Here is a 20,478-nt window from a genome sequence, read left to right as displayed (position 1 = left end):
ACTGGCGCGCAGGCGGTTAGCCTACCACCACCCCGCCGCGTGGCTCGCCACCGCGAGCGCGCCGCCGAGTGCCAGGGTCAGCGCATGGCCCCACCAGGGCGCGCCTTTGCGCTCCTTGCGCTCCCACACCAGCCGCACGTCCTCGAGCGGCGGCGGTTCGGGGGCGCCGCCCTTGGGGGGGAAGCGGTCCTCGATCCGGCGGATGAGTTCGGGCAGGCGCAGCAGCGTGTCGGTGTCGCGCTTGATCCGGTCGGCGATCGCCGCCTCCGGCCCCAGCTCGTCGCGGATCCACCCGCGCACGAACGGCGCGGCGGTGTCCCACATGTTGATCTCGGGATCGAGCGCCTGGGCGATGCCCTCGACCATCACCATGGTCTTCTGCAGCAGCAGCAGGTGCGGCTGGGTCTGCATGTCGAAATCGCGGGTGATCGCGAACAGCCCATCGAGCATCTGCCCAACGGACAGCTCGCTCACCGGCTTGCCGCGCATCGGCTCGCCCACCGCGCGCAGTGCCGTCGCGAATTCATCGACCGAGTGGTAGCTGGGCACGTACTGCGCCTCGAAATGGATCTCGGCGACGCGGCGGTAATTGCCGGTGGTCAGGCCATAGAGGATCTCGGCCAGCCACAGCCGCGCCCGCCGGTCGATCCGCCCCATGATTCCGAAGTCGATTGCTGCAATCGTCCCGTCCGCTTCCACGAACAGGTTGCCCTGATGCATGTCGGCGTGGAAGTACCCGTGGCTGATCGCCTGGGTGAGGAAGGCGATGACAAGCCGCTCGGCCAGCTTCTTGCGGTCGTGCCCGGCCGCCTCAAGCGCGGCGGTGTCGCTGATCTTGACGCCGTCGATCCAGTCGAGCGTCATCACCTTGCCGTTGGTGCGGTCCCAGTCGATCCCGGGCACGCGGTACCCGGCAAACGCATGCATCGCCTCGGACAGCTCGCTGGCAGAGGCCGCCTCGCGCCGTAGGTCGAGCTCGCGCGCGGTCCAGCGCTTGAAGTTGGCGATGATCAGGCGCGGCCGCAGCCGCGCCGCCTCCCCGCCCATCGCCTCGACGTGGGCGGCGGCCCATTCGTAGGTCTCGATGTCGCGGGCGAACTTCTCGCGCACCCCGGGGCGCAGCACCTTGACCGCGACCTTGCGGCCCTCGGCTGTCACCGCACGGTGGACCTGCGCGATCGAGGCGGCGCCGACCGGCTCTTCCTCGAACGAGGCGTAGAGCGCGGAGAGCGGGCGTTCGAAGGTTGACTCGATCTGCTCGCGAATCGCGGCGAAAGGAACGGGGGGCAGACTGTCCTGCAGGGTCAGCAGGTTGTTCGCCGCCTCCGGCCCGACGAGGTCGGGCCGCGTCGCCAGCGTCTGGCCGAGCTTGATCGCCGCCGGGCCGATCGCGGTGAACGCGCCAGCATAGTCGGGAACGCGCGGCTGGCTTGTTCCGAACCGCGCGATCCGCACCAGCCGGCGCACCGGCGGCGGGGTGTTGAGATCGCGCTCGATCCCGCGGAGCGCGCCGTGCCGGGCGAGCGTGCGCCCCCAGCGCAGCAGGCGCAGGATGTGGGTGGCGTTGGTGGTCACCAGTTCCCCTCCTGCAGGCGGGAGGGGTTAGGGGTGGGCATGAATGCGGGAGCAGCCTTTGACATGACAGGCCCACCCCCGGCCCCTCCCGCATGCGGGAGGGGGGACGAAAGGGTTCTCACACCTTCCACCCCGAATGGATCGCGACCAGCCCGCCGAGGATCGGCTCGACCCGGGTGTTGGCGAAGCCGGCGTCGCGAATCATGCCCTCGAACTGCTTCATGGGCGGGAAGCGGCGGATCGATTCGATCAGGTAGCGGTACGATTCCGCGTCCCCGGCAATCGCCTGGCCAATTCGCGGGACCAGCTTGTGCGAATAGAAGTCATAGGCCTGGCTGAACCCCGGCCACTCGGTGGTCGAGAATTCGAGGCAGAAGAACCGCCCGCCGAACTTGAGCACCCGGTGCGCCTCGCGCAGCGCCCTGGGGATGTCGGTCACGTTGCGGATGCCGAAGGCGATTGTATAGGCGTCGAAGGTGCGGTCGGGGAACGCCAGTTCCTCGGCGTTCTGGCGCGACCAGACGAGGCCGTCGATCCCGCGCTCCATCGCCCGCTCGACGCCGACGTCGAGCATGTCCTGGTTGATGTCGGACACCGTGATCTCTGCGCCCGACGGGGCCATGCGGAAGGCGATGTCGCCGGTCCCGCCGGCCATGTCGAGGATCGCCTCGCCGGGCTGGGGGCGGACCTTGCGGACGAAGTGATCCTTCCACACCCGGTGCAGCCCGCCGCTCATCGCGTCGTTCATCACGTCGTACTTTTTCGCGACGCTGGAGAACACCGCGCCGACGCGCGCGGTCTTTTCCTCGGCCGGAATGTCCTCGTACCCGAAGGAGACGGTTTCTTGGCTCATGGCCGCGGCTTTAGTGGGGAATTGCGGGCGGCGCAAAGGCTGATAGGGGTGGCGGGCCATGCCCGAGCTTCCCGAAGTCGAAACCACCGTCCGCGGCCTCGCCACCGTCCTCGACGGAGAGCGGATCGAGCGCGTGAAGATCAACCGCGCCGACCTGCGCCGGCCCTTTCCCGAGGGGCTCGGCCAGGCGCTCACCGGGGCGCAGGTGACGGGACTCGGGCGGCGGGCCAAGTACGGCCTCGTCCATACGGACCGCGGGCAGACGATGGTGTTTCACCTCGGCATGTCGGGGCGCTGGCGGATCGATCCCGGGCAAATCGAAAAGCACGACCACCTGGTGCTGGAGACGGCCGGCCACGTCCTCGCGCTCAACGACGCGCGGCGGTTCGGCTCGGTCGACCTCGTCGAGACGGACAAGCTGGAAGCGTGGCCCGCCTTCGCCGCGCTCGGGCCGGAACCGCTCGGCGACGCGCTCACCCCCGCCCACCTTGCCGCCGCGTTCAGGGACCGCATCGCCGCGGTCAAGCTGCTGCTGCTCGACCAGCGGATCGTCGCGGGCCTCGGCAATATCTACGTCTGCGAGGCGCTCTTCCGCGCCCGGATCGATCCGCGCAAGGACGGCGGCAAGGTTTCCCAGGCGGCAATCAGGCGTCTGGTTCCGGCAATCCGCGATGTCCTGTGCGAATCGATCCTGGCGGGCGGTTCGACCTTGCGCGACTACGCCCGGCCCGATGGCGAACTCGGCTATTTCGCCAAGGACTTCGACGTCTACGGCCGCGAGGGCGAGCCCTGCAAATGCGGCGGCACCGTGCAGCGCATCGTCCAGGGCGGCCGCTCGACGTGGTTCTGCCCGAAGTGCCAGAAGTAAGCACAACACCCCACCGATCGTCATTGCGAGGCCGAAGGCCGCGGCAATCCGGGGCAACCGCGCGCTGCTGGATTGCTTCGTCGCTGCGCTCCTCGCAACGACGAGGGCTTGGGAAGGTTGGGGATTGGAGCGGGTAAGGGGAATCGAACCCCTCTAGCTAGCTTGGAAGGCTAGAGCATTACCACTATGCTATACCCGCCCAAGCGTGCCTGAGCGCGGAGCGGCGCTTGCCACGGACGGGGCGCTGCCGTCAACCGGGGATCATCTCCATCAGCTTCTGGCGAACCAGCGGAAGCTGGTCGTTGCCGAAGTACATCCGGTCGCCCACGAACAGCGTGGGCGAGCCGAACGCGCCCCGCGCGATCGCCTCGTCGGTGTTGGTGCGCAGCCGGTCCTTGACCTCCGGCGTCATCGAGCGGGCAACGAGGGCCGCCCCGTCCATGCCGATCTCGTCCGCGATGGCGGCGAGCACCGCCGGATCGTCGATGTTGCGCGCCGCGCCGAAATAGGCTTCGAACGCCGCCTCGGCGAAGCGGAACAGTGCGCCCTGGTCGTCCTCGAGGGCGCAGCAGCAGCGCATCGCCGCCACCGACTTCACCGGGTGGAATTCGCTGGGAAAGTTCATCGCCACCCCGGCGAGCCGCGCCCATTCCTTCAGCCATTCAAAGCTGCGCTTCATCGCCCTCTGCTCCGGGTCCGCACGCAATTCGTAGACCCGCGGGTTGACTGCGTTGAAAACCCCGCCGACGAGGAACGGCCGCCACCGCACCCCGGCCCCCGTCTCTGCCAGGATTGGCTGGACATTGTGGAACGCGAGCCGTGTCCAAGGCGAGGACAGGTCGAAAAAGAAGTCGACGGTCACGCTCATGCGAGGCCCTTTCCCGAGATGCCGAACAGGGTCCTCGCCGTGTCCGCATCGTCCTGCGGGCGGCGGTTGACGCGCTCCGCGCCGAGTGACACCCCGCGCCGCAGCCCGTCGCGCGCCTTCAGCGCGTCGTACCAGCGGCGGACATTCGGAAAGTCTTCGAGCGGGATTCCTTGCGCCTTCCACGTGCGGATCCACGGCCAGCAGGCCATGTCGGCGATGGTGTATTCGCCCGCCGCGATGAACTCCCGCCCCTCCAGCCGGCGGTCGAGCACGCCGTAGAGCCGCAGCGTCTCGCGCCGGTAGCGCTCCGTGGGGTACTCGAGCCGCTCGGGCGCATAGAGCGCGAAGTGCCCGTGCTGGCCGAGCATCGGCCCGAGCCCGGCGACCTGCCAGGCGAGCCACTCGTTCACCTCGGTCCGCCCGCGCAGGTCGGCGGGGTAGAACCGCCCGGCCTTGTCGCCGAGGTACATCAGGATCGCGGCGGTCTCGAACACCGAGACCGGCGCGCCGCCGCCTGCGGGTTGGGTGTCGACGATCGCCGGGATGCGGTTGTTGGGACTGATCGCGAGGAAATGGTCCGCGAACTGCTCGCCCGCGCCGATGTTTACCCAGCGCACCTCGTACGGCAGGCCGCACTCCTCGAGCATGATCGAGACCTTCCAGCCGTTCGGCGTGGGCGCGGTATGCAGTTCGATCATCGTGCGGCTCTCCCGGTCCCCATGTCAGCATGGAGCGTGGCCGAGGGCAAGGCGGTGGCGCGGACCGTCAGTGCCCCGGAAAGTCCATCAGCGCTTCCACGGTCAGCCCCGCCCCGCGCAGCCGTTCGGCCCCGTGGAGGTCGGGCAGGTCGATGACGAACAGCGCATGCTCGACCCGGGCTCCGGCCTGGCGGAGCAGTTCCGCAGCGGCCAGCGCGGTGCCTCCGGTGGCGATGAGATCGTCGATGATCACCACGCGCTGGCCGGGGTGGACCGCTTGCGGATCGATCTCCAGCCGGTCGCGCCCGTATTCGAGCGCGTAGTCGATGCCGATGGTCGGCACCGGCAGCTTGCCGGGCTTGCGCACAGGGACGAAGCCGAGCTCCATCTGCGCCGCGACCGCCGCACCGAAGATGAACCCGCGCGCCTCCATTCCCGCGATCGCCTCTGCCCCGGCGGTGCGGGCGCGGTCGGCCAAGTGGCGGACGCTCGCGGCGAGGCCTTCGCCGTGGCTGATCAGCGTGGTGATGTCGCGGAACAGGATGCCGGGCGAGGGAAAGTCCGGCACGGTGCGGACGAGCGCCTTGAGGTCGTCGGGGGTCATGCCCTTGGTTGTGCCGTGACGCGGGGCGCGGGGGAAGCATTTTCAGGCCAAGAAGGAACAGCCCACCCCTGCCCCCTCCCGCTTGCGGGAGGGGAATGACAGTGCTGCGCCAGACTCCCCTCCCGCATGCGGGAGGGGTTGGGGGTGGGCCTGTTTCAAAAGCAAAAGAAAAAGGCCGCCGTCACCGGCGACCTTGATCTTGTCCGAGAGCGGAAGCCTTCGCCTTACAGCGCCGACTTTTCGCCCTTGTCCTTCTTGCCGGCCCAGACCGTCTGCTTCGCAAGGTACGCGAGTACCGTGGCGAAGAGCAGGAAGCCGAGCACCGGCCAGCCCGTCTGCTTGCGCTTCTCGAGCTTCGGCTCGGCGGTCCAGGTCAGGAACGCGGCGACGTCGGTGGCCATCTGGTCGACGGTCGCCTTGGTGCCGTCGCCATAGGTCACCTGGCCTTCGCTGGTCAGCGGCGGGGCCATCGCGAGGTTCAGGTTGGCGAAGTACGGGTTGTAGTGAAGGCCCTTCGGCGTCTTCGCATCCGGGAACTTCTGGACCAGCTCGGCCGGCTGGTCGCGGAAGCCGGTGAGCAGCGAGTACACGTACTCCGGCCCTTCGTGGCGCGCCTTGGTCATCAGCGACAGGTCCGGCGGGATCGCGTTGTTGTTCGCGGCGCGCGCGGCGATGTCGTTGGCGTAGGGCTTGGGGAAGTAGTCGGTCGGCAGACCCGGGCGGGTGTTCGACTCACCGGTGTTCGGATCGACGCCGGGGACCTGGAAGCCCTTGGCGATCGCCTTCACTTCGGCTTCCGAGTAGCCGAGCTGGGCAAGGTCGCGGAAGGCGACGAGGCGCAGCGAGTGGCAGGCCGAGCAGACTTCCTTGTAGACCTGGAAGCCGCGCTGCAGCTGCTGCTTGTCGAACTTCCCGAACGGACCCTGGAAGCTGAATTCGTGCGCCGGCTCCTTGGGCAGCAGGTGGAACTCGTGCTCGGCGGTGACCGGCGCGGGTTCGGTGATCTGCTGGTAGGCGCCGTTGGCGAACGACCACAGCAGCGCGACCGCGAAGAAGAGGCCGACTAGGGGACCAAAAAGACGGACCATGGGTTCTCTCGTTCTATCCGGTTGCGCTTAGTTGGCCGGAGCCGCGGCCTTGTCGTCCGCGCCCAGCACGGCTTCGGTGATCGAGAACGGAAGCGGTTCCGGCTTCTCGATCGACGAGACGATCGGGAGAATGACAAGGAAGTGGAGGAAGTAGTAGGCCGAAGCCAGCTGGCTGATCATCACGAACGGCTCCGCCGCCGGCGCCCCGCCGCAGTACCCGAGGATCAGGGTGCAGGGGATCAGGCCGAACCAGAAGAACTTCCGGAACAGCGGACGGTAGTGGCCCGAACGGACCGGCGAGGTGTCGAGCCAGGGCAGGAAGAACCAGCACAGGATCGCGCTGAACATCGCGAGGACGCCCATCAGCTTCGCCGGAATGAACAGGAAGTCGAAGGTGAAGGCGCGCAGGATCGCGTAGAACGGCCAGAAGTACCATTCGGGGACGATGTGCGCCGGGGTCGAAAGCGGGTTCGCCGGGATGTAGTTGTCCGGGTGACCGAGGCTGTTCGGGAAGAAGAACAGCACCGCGCAGTAGAGGAACAGGAACACGCCCAGCCCGAAGCCGTCCTTCGCCGTGTAGTACGGGTGGAACGGCACGGTGTCGCTCTCAGCCTTGACCTCGACGCCGGTCGGGTTCGAGGAGCCCGGGATGTGCAGCGCCCAGATGTGCAGGATCACGACCGCCGCGATCACGAACGGCAGCAGGAAGTGCAGGCTGAAGAAGCGGTTGAGCGCGGCATTGTCGGGCGAGAAGCCGCCGAGCAGCCACTGCTGGATCGGCTCGCCGACCAGCGGGATCGCGCCGAACAGGCCGGTGATGACCTTGGCGCCCCAGAAGCTCATCTGCCCCCAGGGGAGCACGTAGCCCATGAACGCGGTCGCCATCATCAGCAGGAAGATGACCACGCCGAGCAGCCAGATCATCTCGCGCGGGGCCTTGTACGAACCGTAGAAGAAGCCGCGGAAGATGTGGGTGTAGACCACCACGAAGAACGCGCTGGCGCCGTTGGCGTGCGCATAGCGCAACAGCCAGCCCCAGTTGACGTCGCGCATGATGTGCTCGGTCGAATCGAAGGCGACCTGCGCGTTGGCGGCATAATGCATCGCCAGGACCACGCCGGTAACGATCTGCAGCACGAGGCAGAAGCCGGCGAGGACGCCGAAGTTCCACATGTAGCTGAGGTTGCGCGGCACCGGATAGCCGGCACCGACCGCGTTGTAGACGAAGCGCGGCAGAGGCAGCTTCTCGTCGACCCACTGCATCAGCGGGTGGGTCGGCTTGTATTCATTCGCCCAGGGGAAGCTCATCGGTTTTGCCCTCAGCCGATCTTGACGACAGTGTCGGAAGTGAACGCGTATTCCGGCACTTCCAGGTTCTTGGGCGCCGGGCCTTTGCGGATGCGCGCGGCGGTATCATAGGAAGAGCCGTGGCACGGGCAGAAATAGCCGCCGAACTCGCCCTTCACCTCGCCCTCGCCCGCGCCCAGCGGCACGCAGCCGAGGTGGGTGCAGACGCCCATGGTGATGAGCCAGTTCTTCTTGCCTTCCTTGGTCCGTTCCGCGAGCGTCTGCGGATCGCGCAGCGAGTTCACGTCGACCTTGTCCGCCGCGGCGATTTCCGCCGGGGTCAGGTTGCGGATGAACAGCGGCTGCTTGCGGAACACCGCCTTGATCGCCTGGCCCGGCTGGATCGCGCTGACATCGACCTCGGTCGAGCTTTCGGCGAGAACGTCGGCCGACGCGCTCATCTGCGAGATCAGCGGGTACAGCGTGGCGAGGCCGCCGATGCCGGCAAAGCTTACCGCCGCGATGTTGATAAAGTCACGCCGCCGCACGCCCTCCCCGGATTCGTCCGTCGGAGTGTCGATGCTCGGTTCGTCAGCCATGTGAAGTCCCTGCTTGCTGCCGCAGGAGGCCGGGAAAACCGCGCCCCCATGGAAATTTAGACCTGCCCCGCCCATGTCGGGACCGCTTGCTCGAGAAGCGCCCCCGCACGGCCCCTGTAACCGGGGAGCGGCGCGCGCCGAAACGCATGGTGCCGGACCCCACTTGGCGCGCCTGATAGACGCAAACCCGCCGCTTTGCCAACAGGCAATTTGGCGGCAATTTTTCGCCGGAATTGCGGGGCTTTCGGCGGGGAATCGGGGGAGCGGCGCGCCGCTTTCAGAATCCTGCGCCGTCGGGCCACGACGGTCCGGCGAGTCCCATCACCTTGAACAGCGCGCCCATCTGCCCCTCGCCGATCAGGCGGTCCTTCGCGGCGTGGATCGCCTCGGCATGGGCGGGTGAATAGGCGGAAAGCGCCTCGGCCCGTGCCTCGATCCCCAGCGCGCGCAGCCAGCGACCCTGCTCGGTGATCCCCAACACCCTCGCCTCGCGCGAGCGGGCGATCTGGGCGAGCGCAGCAAAATCGACGTGGGCGGTGAGGTCGGCCTCGCCCGGCATCGCGAAAGGATCGACCTTGCGGTGGCCGCGCACCGCCTGGAGCGTGCTGCCGAGCCGCGGCTCGGCGTGGCCGTAATCGAAGAACAGCGCCGCCCCGCCCTGCGCGGCGAGCCGCCCGGCGACCTCGAACAGCACCGCCGCCTGCGCCGGGCTGGTCTCGACGATCGCGCCTTCGGGTGCGGCGGCGAAGCCGGCCGGGACCGCCGCGTCCATCGGGTGCGATCCGGCGACCGGGGCGAGCCGGCCCTCCACCAGCCCCACCATCCGTTCGCGCCAGCCTGCCGCGGTGCGCACCAGCTGGCGCACCGGCAGCGCATCGAGAAATTCGTTGGCGACGATCAGCAGCGCCCCGTCCTGCGGCAGCGTCGACAGGTCGGCGTGCCACATCGCGGTGGGGTGACGGTCGAGCTGGACCGCCTTCAGCGCCGTACTGGTCTCGACGAAGTGCGGGCGCAGGTCGAGGCCATAGCGCCGCGCCGCGGTGAGCGCGTCGTGCGCGAGCGTCCCCCGCCCGGGCCCCAGTTCGACATAGTGGACCCGGTCGCTGCGCCCGGCGCGGATCCACATGTCGGTCAGCCACAGCCCGATCAGCTCGCCGAACATCTGGCTGATCTCGGGCGCGGTGACGAAGTCCCCGTCCGTGCCCAGCGGATCGCGGCTGTCGTAATAACGCGCGTTCGATTCGGCGAAATAATGGGCGAGGCTGATCGGCCCGGTGTTGCGGATCAGCCGTTCGAAGACTTTGTAATGCGCCGAGAAGGCCCCGTCCGCGTTCGCCTCTTCGCTCATGCCGGAGCGGGGCGACCCGCGAACAGGCCGGGGCGCATCAGCGCACGCAGGAAGAAGAACAGGCCGATCGCGATCAGCGGCATCGTCAGCCACTGGCCCATCGAGAACCCGGTCGCCGCGGCGAACTCCTTGAGCTGTTCGTCGGGCTCGCGGAAATACTCGACGGTGAAGCGCGACAGGCCATAGCCGAGCGTGAACAGCCCGACGAGCAGGCCCGGCCGCCAGCGCGCCTTCGTCTTCCAGAAGGTCACCAGCAGCACGATCAGCAGCACCAGCCCTTCGAGCAGCGCTTCATAGAGCTGGCTGGGGTGGCGCGGCGCGGGTCCGCCGCCCGGGAAAACCATGGCCCACGGCACGTTGCCTTCCGCCACGCGGCCCCACAGCTCGCCGTTCACGAAGTTGGCGAGGCGGCCGAACAGCAGCCCGAAGGGCACGCAAACCGCGATGTAGTCGCAGGTCCTGAGGAACGAGACCTGCCCGCGCCAAGCCACCCAGGCGATGGCGAGCACGGTGCCGATGAGCCCGCCATGGAAGCTCATGCCCCCTTCCCACAGCTTGAAGATCTCGAGCGGATGCGAGGCGAACTGCGCGGGATTGTAGAACAGGACGTAGCCGATCCGCCCGCCGAGGATGATTCCCAGCGTCGCATAGAAGAACAGGTCGTCGGCATGGCGCTGGGCGAGCGGGCTGCCGGGCGCCTTGATCATCCGGCTCAGGTGCCAGTAGCCGAGCAGGATCCCGGCGAGGTAGGCCAGCGAATACCACTTGAGCGTGAAGAACCCGAGATCGAGCGCGATCGGCGAGAGGCCGAGGTCCGTAAAGTAGAGCGGCCGCGAAACGTCTGCAGCGGCAGCGGCAAGGACATCGGGCAATAGTGACAGCAACGCGCTTACTCCCTAGTATCCGTCGAAACGGACGGTGCGGGTTCTGCTTGTCCCCTGCGCGGCGGCTTTTGGCATAGCCCGCCGCGCAAGCAAACCCGAAATGCCCCGGCGGCGTCCGTACCCTATCGAGCCCGGCAAACCGGGCCGCGCCAAGACCCTTTCGGGAGAGACGAAAGACATGCTGACCCAGCTCGACCGCGACATGAAACGGATCATGGATGCCCTCACCTCGCCCGGCGGGATGATGGAAACCGTGCCCGTCCGCGTCGACCGCTTCGGCCGCGACCTGCCGATGATCAAGGCCGCGCCGACCAACCTTGCCGACTACTTCGCCGCATTCTGCGCGCAGCAGGGCGACGCGACTTTCATCGTCGACGGCGACCAGCGCCTGTCGTTCAAGGACATCTACGCTGCCGCCCGAGTCGTCGCCGGCGGGCTGGTCGAAGGACACGGCGTGCAGAAGGGCGACCGCGTCGGCATCGCCGCGCGCAATTCGGCGAGCTGGGTCGTCGCCTACATGGCGGTGCTGATGGCCGGCGGCTGCGCCACGCTCATCAACGGCTGGTGGCAGGGCGAGGAGATGGCCGAGGGGATCTGCCTCGTCGGCTGCAAGCTGGTCATTGCCGACGCCGCCCGCGCCGCGCGGCTCGAAGGCCACGAGCAGTGTGCCGAGATCCTGCCGATGCTGCACGACTGCCCGCCGCTGCAAGGGCTGGCTGCGCTGACCGCGAAGGGCGGCGGCGCGGACACGCCGCTGCCGCAGCTCGCCGGCGAGGATCTTGCGACGATCCTCTACACCTCGGGCTCTACGGGCCGCTCAAAGGGCGCCTATTCGGACCACCGCGGGGTCGTCCAGGGCACCTTCAACTACCTCGCGCAGAGCCTGATGGCGCTGGGCCTTGCCACCGAGAAGGGCGAGCTGACCGGGATGCAGCCGACGACCATCGTCAACGTGCCGCTGTTCCACGTGACCGGCGAGGTCCCGGTGCTGCTCCAGAGCTTTGCGCTGGGGCGCAAGCTGGTGCTGATGCCCAAGTGGGACGCGGAAGAGGCGATGCGCCTGATCGAGCGCGAGAAGGTCACGTATTTCGTCGGCGTGCCGCTGATGAGCTTCGAGATCGCCACGCACCCGAACCGTGACAAATACGACCTGTCGAGCTGCGTGACGTTTGCGGCCGGCGGCGCGCCCCGCCCGGTCGAGCATGTCGACCGCATCCACGAGGCGCTGCCCCAAGGCTTTCCGATCATCGGCTATGGCCTGACCGAAACCAACGGCGTCGGCTGCGGCAACTTCAACGAAAACTACATCGCCAAGCCGAACAGCACCGGACCCGGCAGCCGCCCCCTGGTCGACCTCGCGATCCTCGACGACGACGGCAAGCCGCTCCCCGCAAATACTGTCGGCGAGGTCTCGATCCGCTCGATCGCCAACTTCCTCGGCTACTGGGACAATGACAAGGCGACCCGCGAGGCGATCATGCCCGACGGGTACTTCCGCAGCGGCGACCTCGGCTACCTCGACGACGAGGGCTACCTGTTCATCGTCGACCGCAAGAAGGACATCATCATCCGCGGCGGCGAGAACATCAGCTGCATCGAGGTCGAGGGCGCGATCTACGCCAACCCCAAGATCGCCGAAGCGAGCGTGTTCGGCCTGCCAGACGAAAAGTTCGGCGAAGTCCCGGCAGCGGTGTTCCTGGTGAATGAGGGCGAAACCCTGTCGCCGGCCGAGCTGCGCGCCTTCCTGTCGGAGCACCTCGCCCCGTTCAAGATTCCCGTCGCCTATTTCGAGGTTCACGAAGCGCTGCCCAGGCTCGGCACCGAGAAGGTCGACAAGCGATCGCTGCGCGAGAAATATACGAAGGAATGGGCCGCGACGGCGTAACCCTTTTCGGTTAAGGGCCGGGCGATGACGATCAACCGGATCACCAACCAGCGCGCCATCATCGACCGCCGCGCGCTCGCCGACGCCGTTGCCGCCGCCGTTGCCGACAAGGGCGCGGCGGCCGCGCGCCCGGTCGTGGTCGACCTGCTGCGCACCGCGCTCGCCGAAGGCCGCGCCGAGATCGCCCGCCGGCTCGAAGCCAGGCCCGCGGCAGGGCACGACTGCGCCGAGGCACAGGCCTTTCTTGTCGACCAGCTCGTCAGAGTGATCCACGACCATGTCGTCGGCGACGTCTATCGCTCGTCCAACCGCTCGACCGGCGAACGCCTCGCGGTCATGGCGGTCGGAGGCTACGGCCGAGGCGAGATGGCGCCGCATTCAGACGTCGATATCGCCTTCATCACCCCGATCAAGCAGACCCCGTGGTGCGAACAGGTCATTGAGGCGATGCTCTATTTCCTGTGGGACCTCAGCCTGAAGGTCGGGCAGTCGAGCCGTTCGCTCGACGAGGTCGTGCGCATGGCGAAGAGCGACCTGACGATCCGCACCGCGCTGCTCGAAGGGCGCTATGTATGGGGCGACCGCGATCTTTATGACGAGGCCAGCCGCCGTTTCTTCGCCGAAGTCGTCGCCGGGACCGAGCGCCAGTTCGTGGCCGAAAAGCTCGAGGAGCGCAACGAACGGCACAAGCGGCTGGGCGACAGCCGCTATGTCGTCGAGCCCAACGTCAAGGAGGGCAAGGGGGGCCTTCGCGACCTCCACACGCTCTACTGGATCGGCAAGTACATCCACAAGGTCCGCACCCCCGCCGAGCTGGTCGATGTCGGCCTGCTGACGCCGGTCGAGTACCGCGCCTTCCGCCGCGCCGAGAACTTCTTCTGGGCGGTGCGCTGCCACCTCCACACCATCACCCGGCGGGCGGAAGACCGCCTGACCTTCGACCTCCAGCGCGAGGTCGCGGCGCGGATGAACTTCTCCGACCGCCCCGGCCGCAGCGCGGTCGAGCGGTTCATGCAGTACTTCTTCCTCCAGGCGAAGCAGGTCGGCTCACTCACCGGCGTGTTCCTCGCCGGGCTCGACGAGCAGATGGCCAAGCAGAAGCGCGGCTTCCTCGCGACCTTCCGCAACCGCAAGCGCAAGGTGGGGGACTTCATCGTCGATTCGGGCAAGCTGACGGTCGCCGGCGACGATTTCTTCGCGAAGGACCCGGTGCGGCTGGTCGAGCTGTTCGCCGTTGCCGGGCGCGAAGGGCTGGAGATCCACCCCGAGGCGCTTCGCCTCGCCCGCCGCGACGCCGCCCTGATCGACGGCGCGGTGCGCAAGGACCCGCGCGCCAACGCACTGTTCCTCGAGGTGCTCACCGACAGGCGCGATCCCGAGCCGGTCCTGCGCTGGATGGGCGAGGCCGGCGTGTTCGGCCGCTTCGTACCCGACTTCGCCCGCGTCGTCGCGCAGATGCAGTTCGACATGTACCACCACTACACGGTCGACGAGCACACCATCCGCGCGATCGGCCTGCTCTCCCAGATCGACCGCGGCGAGAAGAAGGAGGATCACCCGCTCGCCAGCGAGGTCATGCCCAAGGTCGCCTCGCGCCGGGTGCTCTACGTCGCGACGATGCTCCACGACATCGCCAAGGGCCGCGGCGGAGACCATTCCGTGCTCGGCGCGGAAGTGGCGATCAAGCTGTGTCCGAGGCTGGGCCTGTCACCGGCGGAGACCGAGCTGGTCGCCTGGCTGGTCCGCTACCACCTGCTGATGAGCGCGACCGCGTTCAAGCGCGACCTCGCCGACTACAAGACCATCGCCGACTTCGCCGCGCAGGTGCAGTCGGTCGAGCGGCTGCGGCTGCTGCTGGTCCTGACCATCGTCGATATCCGCGCGGTCGGTCCGGGCGTGTGGAACTCGTGGAAGCGCCAGCTGCTGGGCGACCTGTTCATCGCCACCGAGGAAATGCTGCGGCTCGGCCACAAGGCGCGCGGCCGGCCCGAACGCATTGCCGCCAAGAAGAAGGCGGTCGCGGAGATCCTGCAGGAACGCGACGTCCTGATCGGCACGGTCGGCCGCCAGCTTGGCGACGCCTACTGGATCGCCGAGCCCGAGGACATCATCGCGCTGAACCTCCAGCAGATGGACCGGGCGCTGGGCGAGCCGCTGACCGTGGACGCGCAATGGTACCCGGCGCGCGGGGCGACGCTGGTGACGGTGCTCGCCGCCGACCATCCGGGGCTGTTCTACCGCATCGCCGGGGGCATTCACCTGGCCGGCGGCAACATCATCGATGCCCGCATCCACACCGCGCGCAACGGCATGGCGGTCGACAACTTCCTGGTGCAGGACCCCTTGGGCCGCCCCCTCAACGAAGCGAGCCAGATCGCACGGCTCAAGGCCGCGATCGGCGACGCGCTGGCCAACCGGGTCAAACTGGTGCCCCAGCTCGCCGCCCGCCCGCTCGCTCGCCCGCGCGCCGACGCGTTCGACGTGCGCCCGATCGTGATCTTCGACAACAAGGCCTCGAACCGCTTCACCGTGATCGAGGTCGGCGCGCGCGACCGCCCGGCGCTGCTCAACCGGCTCGCGCGAGCGCTGTTCGAGGCCCAGCTGATCGTCCATTCCGCTCACATCGCCACGTATGGCGAGCGCGCGGTCGACACGTTCTATGTCACCGACGTGCTGGGCGAGAAGATCCAGACCGAAAGCCGGATGCGCGCGATCGAGAAGCGCCTGCTTGACGCGGCAGAGGATCGCGGGACGAAGAAGGCCGCGGCGTAAGAGCGCGTCGAGCGGATTGCGCAGAGCGCCCCAGCCCCTATCTCTGAGGCGATGACCGACGCCCAGTACCTGTCCGGCCGCCTGCTGCTCGCCATGCCGGGCATGGGCGATCCCCGCTTCGATCACGCGACCATCGCGATGTGCGTGCATGACGAGAACGGCGCGCTCGGCATCGGGATCGGGCACTTGCGCGATGGCATCACGCTCCACCCGATGCTGGAGGAACTGGGGATCGACCCGGGCCAGGCGCCCGACTGCCCGATCCACAACGGCGGTCCGGTCGAACCGTCGCGCGGGTTCGTGCTTCACTCCAATGACTGGGGCGGCACCGGGACCATTGCGGTCGAACCGCTCGGCGCGCTGTCGGCCTCGCTCGACATTCTCAAAGCCATTGCCGACGGCCGAGGGCCGAGCCGCTTCCTGATCGCGCTCGGCTATGCCGGATGGGGCCCCGGCCAGCTCGACGGCGAGATGCGCCACCACGGCTGGTTTGCCGCAACCGGCCGTTCGTCGATCCTCTTCGACATCCCCGCCGAAAAGCGCTGGACTGCGGCGTGGCAGGCGGAAGGGATCGACCCCGCCCAGCTCGTCGGCCAGACCGGGCGGGCGTGATGAACGGACGAACGTAACGAGCGCTCCGGATTACCGCGCGACTTTCGTCGGTCGCAATGACGAAGCAAATGTGGAGCTTACCACCACCCCAAATCTCGTCATTGCGAGCGAAGCGAAGCAATCCAGTCTTGCACGCGGGCACAGGGATTGCTTCGCTACGCTCGCAATGACGTTGAATTCTTGAAAGGAGCCTGATTCCGATGCCCAGCCCATGGAGCCACCAGCGCAGCAGCGGCCTTGCCGACGACATCGACTTCGATATCAAGGGCCAGGAACTCCAGTTCCTCGAAATCGAGCTCGACCCCGGCGAGAGCGCCGTTGCCGAAGCCGGCGCGATGGTGTGGAAGGATGCAGCGGTCGGCATGACCACCGTGTTCGGCGACGGCAGCGGCGATTCCGGCGGCGGGTTCATGGGCAAGCTGCTCGGCGCAGGCAAGCGGCTGGTCACCGGCGAGAGCCTGTTCACCACCGTGTTCACCCACAACGGCCAGGGCAAGGCCCGCGTAGCCTTCTCCGCCCCCGTCCCCGGCGCGATCCTGCCGATCAAGCTCGACAGCGTCGGCGGCACGCTGATCTGCCAGAAGGACAGCTTCCTCGCCGCGGCCAAGGGCGTGGCGATCGGCATCGCCTTCCAGCGGCGGGTGATGACCGGGCTGTTCGGCGGCGAGGGCTTCATCATGCAGAAGCTCGACGGCGACGGCTGGGTCTTCGTCCAGATGGGCGGCACCATCGTCGAGAAGGATCTGCGCCCCGGCGAAGAGCTTCACGTCGATACGGGCTGCCTTGCCGCATACACCCCCTCGGTCGATTTCGATCTCGTCACCGCTGGCGGGGTGAAATCGATGCTGTTCGGCGGCGAGGGCGTGTTCTTCGCCCGGCTGCGCGGGCCCGGCAAGGTGTGGATCCAGTCGCTGCCGTTCGCCCGCCTCGCCGGCCGGGTGGTGGCCACCGCGGGCAGCGTCGGCGGCCAGAACCGCGGCGAGGGCTCGCTCCTCGGCGGGCTCGGCAACCTCCTCGACGGAGACTGAGGCTCAGGGCGCGCCGGGCGGCACGATCTCGAGAATGATGTCGCCCGGCTGCACTCGCTCGTCCTGCCCGTCGCCATGGAGGACGGGGGCGCCTGCGCGGAGCAGGCGCACCGCGTTGCCGCTGGCGATCCTGCCGAGCGGCTGGCCTATGTCCTCCGCCCGCGCCTCCCGCTGGCGCAGCAGCACGTCACCCCCGGCGGAGCTCAGGTCGGCGATGTATTCCACCGCGTAGTGCTGCTGCCCGGCGCGCGCCAGCAGGTGCCCGCCGATCCGCACGGGATTGAGCACGAAGCTGGCCCCCGCCTGGGTCAGCAGGTCCTCGTTCTCCTGCGCCCGCGCCGTCACGCTGATCGGGACCGCATGGTTGAGCTGGCGCGCCGAGAGTACGACCAGCGCCGCGGTATCGTCGCGGTTCGTCGAAATCAGCACCGCCCCGGCCGTTTCGATTCGCGCCGCCTTGAGCACCTCGTTCTGGGTCGCGTCTCCCGCGATCCCGAGCATTCCCGATGCCACCGCGCAATCGATCCGCGCCTGGTCGGGGTCGATCACGACGATCGATCCGGGGCTCGCGCCGCCGTCGACCAGTTCGCGCGCGGCAAATTCGCCCTTGGCCCCATAGCCGCAGATGACGGTGTGGCCAGACAGTCTGTTTCCGATCATGGCGGTGCGGATCCGTTGGAAGGTTCGCTTGAGAAGGAAGTCATAGGCGGTGCCAAGGAACAGCAGCCAGACAAAGATGCGGATGGGAGTAACAACGAACGTATCGAACATTCGCGCATGGTCGGACACCGGAATGATATCGCCATAGCCGACGGTGGTGACCGTGATCGCGGTAAAATAGACGACATCGCTGAACGAGATCGCGCCGTCGACGTTGTCGCGCAGGCCATCGCGGTCGAGCCAGTGCCCCGCCAGCGCCACACCGACCAGTGCCGCCACCAGCCCCGCGCGCAGCAGCAGCGATTGCCACACCGAGAGCGCCGAACGCCGCTGGAGCGGATGGAAACTGTCCGCCGGCGAGCGGTTCGGCGTTGCGGGGCGGATCATCGCGAGGAGCCTACAGGGCATCGACCGGGCGAGGCAATGCCAGGCCAGGGGAAATCCCCTTTCCCTCGTCCGCGCTTGCTGCTTCTATGCGGCAAAACAGGGGAGAGATGGATGGCGGAAGATCAGCAGTTCCTGTCGTGGCAAGTCGGTGCGGTCAAAGTAACCCGCATCGTCGAGATGGCGCTGCCGCTGAAGCTCGACGCGGAGAGGGGCTTCCTGCCCCAGGCGACGGCCGAGGAATTGCGCCGCCACCCGTGGCTCTACCCGCACTTCGTCACCGAGGCGGACGAGCTGGTCCTGTCGATCCACGCGCTGCTGGTGGAAACGCCGAGTTGCCGGCTTGTCGTCGACACCTGCGTCGGCAACGACAAGCCGCGCGCATTCACCCGCGGCGTGGCGCTCGCCACCCCGTTCCTCGCGCACATGGCGCAGGCGGGCTGGAGCCGCGAGAGCGTTGATGCCGTAGTCTGCACCCACCTCCACGTCGACCACGTCGGCTGGAACACGATGAAGGACGGCGACCGCTGGGTCCCGACCTTCCCCAATGCCCGCTACCTGATCGGACGGATCGAGCACGCCCATTGGTCGGCCGAGGAGGACGAGGGCCAGCAGCAGATCCTCGCCGATTCGGTCCAGCCGGTGTTCGATGCCGGCCTCGCCGAGCTGGTCGAGCTCGACCACGTGATTTGCCCCGAGGTGCGACTGGTGCCGACTACCGGCCACACTCCGGGCCACGTCAGCGTCGCGATCGAATCGGAAGGCCAGCGCGCGGTGATCACCGGCGACATGAGCCACCACCCCTGCCAGATGGCGCACCCCGAATGGTCGCCCAGCTTCGACAGCGACCCGGTCGCCGCCTCCGCCACCCGCGCCCGCATGTTCGGCGAATGGGCCGACGACGGACTGCTGGTGATCGGCACGCACTATGCCGGGCCGACGGCGGGGCGGATCAGGCGTGAGGGCGGAGCCTACCGGTTCGAGGTTTGAGCGAGACCGGACTCTTCGGGGGTCGTCATTGCGAGCGACGAAGTCGCGCGGCAATCCAGTGCACGGCGCGCCACCCTGGATTGCTTCGCTACGCTCGCAATTATGAGTTAAATTCTTAGTGGGAGCCGGCCGCCGCCTCTAGCCGCCGCAGCGCCTCGTCCCGCCCGATCAGCGGCAAGAGCGCGGCCATGTCGGGCCCGTGGTCCTTGCCGGTCAGCGCCTGCCGCAGCGGCAGGAACAGAGCCTTGCCCTTGCGCCCGGTCCGCTCCTTGAGCGCGCCGGTCAGCGCCCGCCACGGTTCCTCCGCCCAGTCGATCGCCGCGGCGGCCGTAACCGCTTCGGCGAGGTAAGGGGTCGTTTCGGCATCGAACGCCGGCGCCTCGACAGGGCCGGTGACCACCCGCCACCACGCCTGCACTTCGTCGATATGAGCGAGGTTCGGGCGGATCGCTTCCCACGCGGCCTCGCCCATGCCTTCCGGCAGGAGGTGCGAAACCCGCGCGAACGGCAGGCGGTGGACAATGGCGGCGTTAACCCGGTGCAGCTCCGCCTCGTCGAAGCGGGCCGGCGCGCGGCCGAAGTGGGACAGGTCGAAGGCCGCCGCCAGCGCTTTGGCATCCAGCGCCGGGTCGACCGGCTGCGACGTGCCCAGCCGCGCCAGCAGCGCGACCACCGCCTCGGGCTCGATCCCTGCCTCGCGCAGCTCCGCCATGCCGAGCGAGCCGAGCCGCTTCGACAGCTTGCCCTCGCTCCCCGTCAGCAGCGCCTCGTGCGCAAAGCGCGGCGGCTGGCTGCCGAGCGCGGTGAACATCTGCAGCTGCGATGCCGTGTTCGAGACATGGTCCTCGCCGCGCAGCACGTCGGTCACGCCCATCGCGATATCGTCGATCGCGCTCGGCAGCATGTAGAGCCACGAGCCGTCGGCGCGGCGGATGACGGGGTCGGAGAGCTGCGCCGGGTCGAAGTGCTGGCGGCCGCGGATGGCGTCTTGCCACTCGATCGCCTCGTCGCGGTCCAGCAGGAAGCGCCAGTGCGGCTTGTCCCCGGCCGCCGCGTTCGCGGCATGGTCGGCCTCGGTCAGCGAGACCGCGGCGCGGTCGTAGATCGGCGGCAAGCCGCGCCCGAGCAGGACCTTGCGCTTCAGCTCCAGTTCCTGCGGCGTTTCATAGCAGCGATAGACCCTGCCCGCCGCGACCAGCCGCTGGAACTCCCGCTCGTACAGATCGAAGCGCGCCGACTGCCGCTCCTCGCCGTCGGGATGCAAACCGAGCCAGGCAAGATCGGCGCGGATCGCGTCCACGTACTCCTCGCGGCTGCGCGCCGCATCGGTATCGTCGATCCGCAGCAGGAAGCGCCCGCCCTGCTGCTTCGCCAGCAACCAGTTATGCAGGGCGGTGCGGACGTTGCCGATATGGAGCCGCCCGGTGGGCGACGGGGCAAAGCGGGTCACGACGGTCATGCGCGCCCTATAGCGG

Annotated in this window: 18 protein-coding genes and 1 tRNA gene; 6 read left to right on the top strand and 13 right to left on the bottom strand. The window is 68.1% G+C overall.

Going from position 1 to position 20,478, the window contains the following annotated elements; all coding sequences use genetic code 11:
- Positions 1 to 21 precede the first annotated feature (21 nt).
- Together ubiB and AC3WLD_RS04770 are read right to left on the bottom strand one after the other, a co-directional pair.
- The gene (gene ubiB, locus AC3WLD_RS04775) at positions 22 to 1,575 is read right to left on the bottom strand and encodes a 2-polyprenylphenol 6-hydroxylase (RefSeq protein WP_492555787.1); all 1,554 of its coding nucleotides are present in this window, start codon (positions 1,573 to 1,575) and stop codon (positions 22 to 24) included.
- A 118-nt stretch (positions 1,576 to 1,693) separates the two neighbouring features.
- Positions 1,694 to 2,428 carry a class I SAM-dependent methyltransferase gene (locus tag AC3WLD_RS04770; RefSeq protein WP_492555786.1) on the bottom strand — a complete coding sequence of 245 codons (735 nt, stop codon included), beginning with the start codon at positions 2,426 to 2,428 and terminating at the stop codon, positions 1,694 to 1,696.
- Positions 2,429 to 2,486: 58 nt separating this feature from the next.
- Between AC3WLD_RS04770 and mutM the strand changes: the two genes are divergently transcribed.
- Positions 2,487 to 3,296 (top strand): bifunctional DNA-formamidopyrimidine glycosylase/DNA-(apurinic or apyrimidinic site) lyase, encoded by an 810-nt coding sequence (gene mutM, locus AC3WLD_RS04765; protein ID WP_492555785.1) that lies wholly within the window; start codon positions 2,487 to 2,489, stop codon positions 3,294 to 3,296.
- A 125-nt stretch (positions 3,297 to 3,421) separates the two neighbouring features.
- Here the strand turns inward: mutM and AC3WLD_RS04760 are convergent.
- The 9 genes from AC3WLD_RS04760 to lgt form a co-directional block, all read right to left on the bottom strand.
- A tRNA-Gly gene (locus AC3WLD_RS04760) sits at positions 3,422 to 3,495 on the bottom strand.
- A gap of 51 nt (positions 3,496 to 3,546) precedes the next feature.
- A complete protein-coding gene (locus AC3WLD_RS04755) occupies positions 3,547 to 4,164 on the bottom strand; it encodes a 2-hydroxychromene-2-carboxylate isomerase (RefSeq protein ID WP_492555784.1) in 618 nt (205 codons plus the stop codon).
- A complete protein-coding gene (locus AC3WLD_RS04750) occupies positions 4,161 to 4,862 on the bottom strand; it encodes a glutathione S-transferase N-terminal domain-containing protein (RefSeq protein ID WP_492555783.1) in 702 nt (233 codons plus the stop codon). The genes AC3WLD_RS04755 and AC3WLD_RS04750 overlap by 4 nt, the downstream gene beginning before the upstream one ends.
- Before the next feature lie 67 nt (positions 4,863 to 4,929).
- Positions 4,930 to 5,466, bottom strand: a complete 537-nt coding sequence (locus tag AC3WLD_RS04745) for an adenine phosphoribosyltransferase (RefSeq protein ID WP_492555782.1) — start codon at positions 5,464 to 5,466, stop codon at positions 4,930 to 4,932.
- Positions 5,467 to 5,690: 224 nt separating this feature from the next.
- The gene (locus tag AC3WLD_RS04740) at positions 5,691 to 6,554 is read right to left on the bottom strand and encodes a cytochrome c1 (RefSeq protein WP_492555781.1); all 864 of its coding nucleotides are present in this window, start codon (positions 6,552 to 6,554) and stop codon (positions 5,691 to 5,693) included.
- A 27-nt stretch (positions 6,555 to 6,581) separates the two neighbouring features.
- Positions 6,582 to 7,862 (bottom strand): cytochrome b, encoded by a 1,281-nt coding sequence (locus AC3WLD_RS04735; protein WP_492555780.1) that lies wholly within the window; start codon positions 7,860 to 7,862, stop codon positions 6,582 to 6,584.
- Positions 7,863 to 7,873: 11 nt separating this feature from the next.
- Positions 7,874 to 8,440 carry a ubiquinol-cytochrome c reductase iron-sulfur subunit gene (gene petA / locus AC3WLD_RS04730; RefSeq protein ID WP_492555779.1) on the bottom strand — a complete coding sequence of 189 codons (567 nt, stop codon included), beginning with the start codon at positions 8,438 to 8,440 and terminating at the stop codon, positions 7,874 to 7,876.
- 277 nt (positions 8,441 to 8,717) lie between these two features.
- Positions 8,718 to 9,788 carry a class I SAM-dependent methyltransferase gene (locus tag AC3WLD_RS04725; RefSeq protein ID WP_492555778.1) on the bottom strand — a complete coding sequence of 357 codons (1,071 nt, stop codon included), beginning with the start codon at positions 9,786 to 9,788 and terminating at the stop codon, positions 8,718 to 8,720.
- Positions 9,785 to 10,672 carry a prolipoprotein diacylglyceryl transferase gene (gene lgt, locus AC3WLD_RS04720; RefSeq protein WP_492555777.1) on the bottom strand — a complete coding sequence of 296 codons (888 nt, stop codon included), beginning with the start codon at positions 10,670 to 10,672 and terminating at the stop codon, positions 9,785 to 9,787. Before lgt ends, AC3WLD_RS04725 begins: the two co-directional genes overlap by 4 nt.
- Before the next feature lie 178 nt (positions 10,673 to 10,850).
- Between lgt and AC3WLD_RS04715 the strand changes: the two genes are divergently transcribed.
- The 4 genes from AC3WLD_RS04715 to AC3WLD_RS04700 all read left to right on the top strand — a co-directional run bounded on the left by AC3WLD_RS04715 (position 10,851) and on the right by AC3WLD_RS04700 (position 16,969).
- A complete protein-coding gene (locus tag AC3WLD_RS04715) occupies positions 10,851 to 12,557 on the top strand; it encodes a class I adenylate-forming enzyme family protein (protein ID WP_492555776.1) in 1,707 nt (568 codons plus the stop codon).
- 24 nt (positions 12,558 to 12,581) lie between these two features.
- The gene (locus AC3WLD_RS04710; protein WP_492555775.1) at positions 12,582 to 15,329 is read left to right on the top strand and encodes a [protein-PII] uridylyltransferase; all 2,748 of its coding nucleotides are present in this window, start codon (positions 12,582 to 12,584) and stop codon (positions 15,327 to 15,329) included.
- A gap of 51 nt (positions 15,330 to 15,380) precedes the next feature.
- Entirely contained in the window at positions 15,381 to 15,941 is a 561-nt protein-coding gene (locus AC3WLD_RS04705; RefSeq protein ID WP_492555774.1) for a YqgE/AlgH family protein, read from the top strand.
- 200 nt (positions 15,942 to 16,141) lie between these two features.
- On the top strand, positions 16,142 to 16,969 hold the full coding sequence (locus tag AC3WLD_RS04700) for a TIGR00266 family protein (RefSeq protein WP_492555773.1): 828 nt from the start codon (positions 16,142 to 16,144) through the stop codon (positions 16,967 to 16,969).
- A gap of 3 nt (positions 16,970 to 16,972) precedes the next feature.
- On the opposite strand, the gene AC3WLD_RS04695 is transcribed toward AC3WLD_RS04700, so the two are convergent.
- Positions 16,973 to 18,016 carry a potassium channel family protein gene (locus AC3WLD_RS04695; protein ID WP_492555772.1) on the bottom strand — a complete coding sequence of 348 codons (1,044 nt, stop codon included), beginning with the start codon at positions 18,014 to 18,016 and terminating at the stop codon, positions 16,973 to 16,975.
- Positions 18,017 to 18,127: 111 nt separating this feature from the next.
- Here AC3WLD_RS04695 and AC3WLD_RS04690 point away from each other — a divergent pair, with 111 nt between their 5' ends.
- Positions 18,128 to 19,003, top strand: coding sequence for an MBL fold metallo-hydrolase (locus AC3WLD_RS04690; RefSeq protein ID WP_492555771.1), 876 nt, complete (start codon positions 18,128 to 18,130; stop codon positions 19,001 to 19,003).
- A 115-nt stretch (positions 19,004 to 19,118) separates the two neighbouring features.
- Here the strand turns inward: AC3WLD_RS04690 and gltX are convergent, their stop codons facing one another.
- Positions 19,119 to 20,462: a glutamate--tRNA ligase gene (gene gltX / locus AC3WLD_RS04685; protein WP_492555770.1), complete on the bottom strand. Its 1,344-nt coding sequence runs from the start codon at positions 20,460 to 20,462 to the stop codon at positions 19,119 to 19,121.
- Between the last annotated feature and the right edge of the window lie 16 nt (positions 20,463 to 20,478).

It is taken from the genome of Novosphingobium sp. FW305-C-111 (assembly GCF_058783565.1).
This window is presented reverse-complemented; position numbering and strand designations above follow the sequence as displayed.

Excerpts from the sequence above, each read along its gene's own strand:
- AC3WLD_RS04770 (WP_492555786.1), bottom strand. The coding sequence starts at position 2,428 with ATGAGCCAAGAAACCGTCTCCTTCGGGTACGAGGACATTCCGGCCGAG.
- mutM (WP_492555785.1), top strand. The coding sequence starts at position 2,487 with ATGCCCGAGCTTCCCGAAGTCGAAACCACCGTCCGCGGCCTCGCCACC.
- AC3WLD_RS04755 (WP_492555784.1), bottom strand. The coding sequence starts at position 4,164 with ATGAGCGTGACCGTCGACTTCTTTTTCGACCTGTCCTCGCCTTGGACA.
- AC3WLD_RS04750 (WP_492555783.1), bottom strand. The coding sequence starts at position 4,862 with ATGATCGAACTGCATACCGCGCCCACGCCGAACGGCTGGAAGGTCTCG.
- AC3WLD_RS04745 (WP_492555782.1), bottom strand. The coding sequence starts at position 5,466 with ATGACCCCCGACGACCTCAAGGCGCTCGTCCGCACCGTGCCGGACTTT.
- AC3WLD_RS04740 (WP_492555781.1), bottom strand. The coding sequence starts at position 6,554 with ATGGTCCGTCTTTTTGGTCCCCTAGTCGGCCTCTTCTTCGCGGTCGCG.
- AC3WLD_RS04735 (WP_492555780.1), bottom strand. The coding sequence starts at position 7,862 with ATGAGCTTCCCCTGGGCGAATGAATACAAGCCGACCCACCCGCTGATG.
- petA (WP_492555779.1), bottom strand. The coding sequence starts at position 8,440 with ATGGCTGACGAACCGAGCATCGACACTCCGACGGACGAATCCGGGGAG.
- AC3WLD_RS04725 (WP_492555778.1), bottom strand. The coding sequence starts at position 9,788 with ATGAGCGAAGAGGCGAACGCGGACGGGGCCTTCTCGGCGCATTACAAA.
- AC3WLD_RS04715 (WP_492555776.1), top strand. The coding sequence starts at position 10,851 with ATGCTGACCCAGCTCGACCGCGACATGAAACGGATCATGGATGCCCTC.
- AC3WLD_RS04710 (WP_492555775.1), top strand. The coding sequence starts at position 12,582 with ATGACGATCAACCGGATCACCAACCAGCGCGCCATCATCGACCGCCGC.
- AC3WLD_RS04705 (WP_492555774.1), top strand. The coding sequence starts at position 15,381 with ATGACCGACGCCCAGTACCTGTCCGGCCGCCTGCTGCTCGCCATGCCG.
- AC3WLD_RS04700 (WP_492555773.1), top strand. The coding sequence starts at position 16,142 with ATGCCCAGCCCATGGAGCCACCAGCGCAGCAGCGGCCTTGCCGACGAC.
- AC3WLD_RS04695 (WP_492555772.1), bottom strand. The coding sequence starts at position 18,016 with ATGATCCGCCCCGCAACGCCGAACCGCTCGCCGGCGGACAGTTTCCAT.
- AC3WLD_RS04690 (WP_492555771.1), top strand. The coding sequence starts at position 18,128 with ATGGCGGAAGATCAGCAGTTCCTGTCGTGGCAAGTCGGTGCGGTCAAA.
- gltX (WP_492555770.1), bottom strand. The coding sequence starts at position 20,462 with ATGACCGTCGTGACCCGCTTTGCCCCGTCGCCCACCGGGCGGCTCCAT.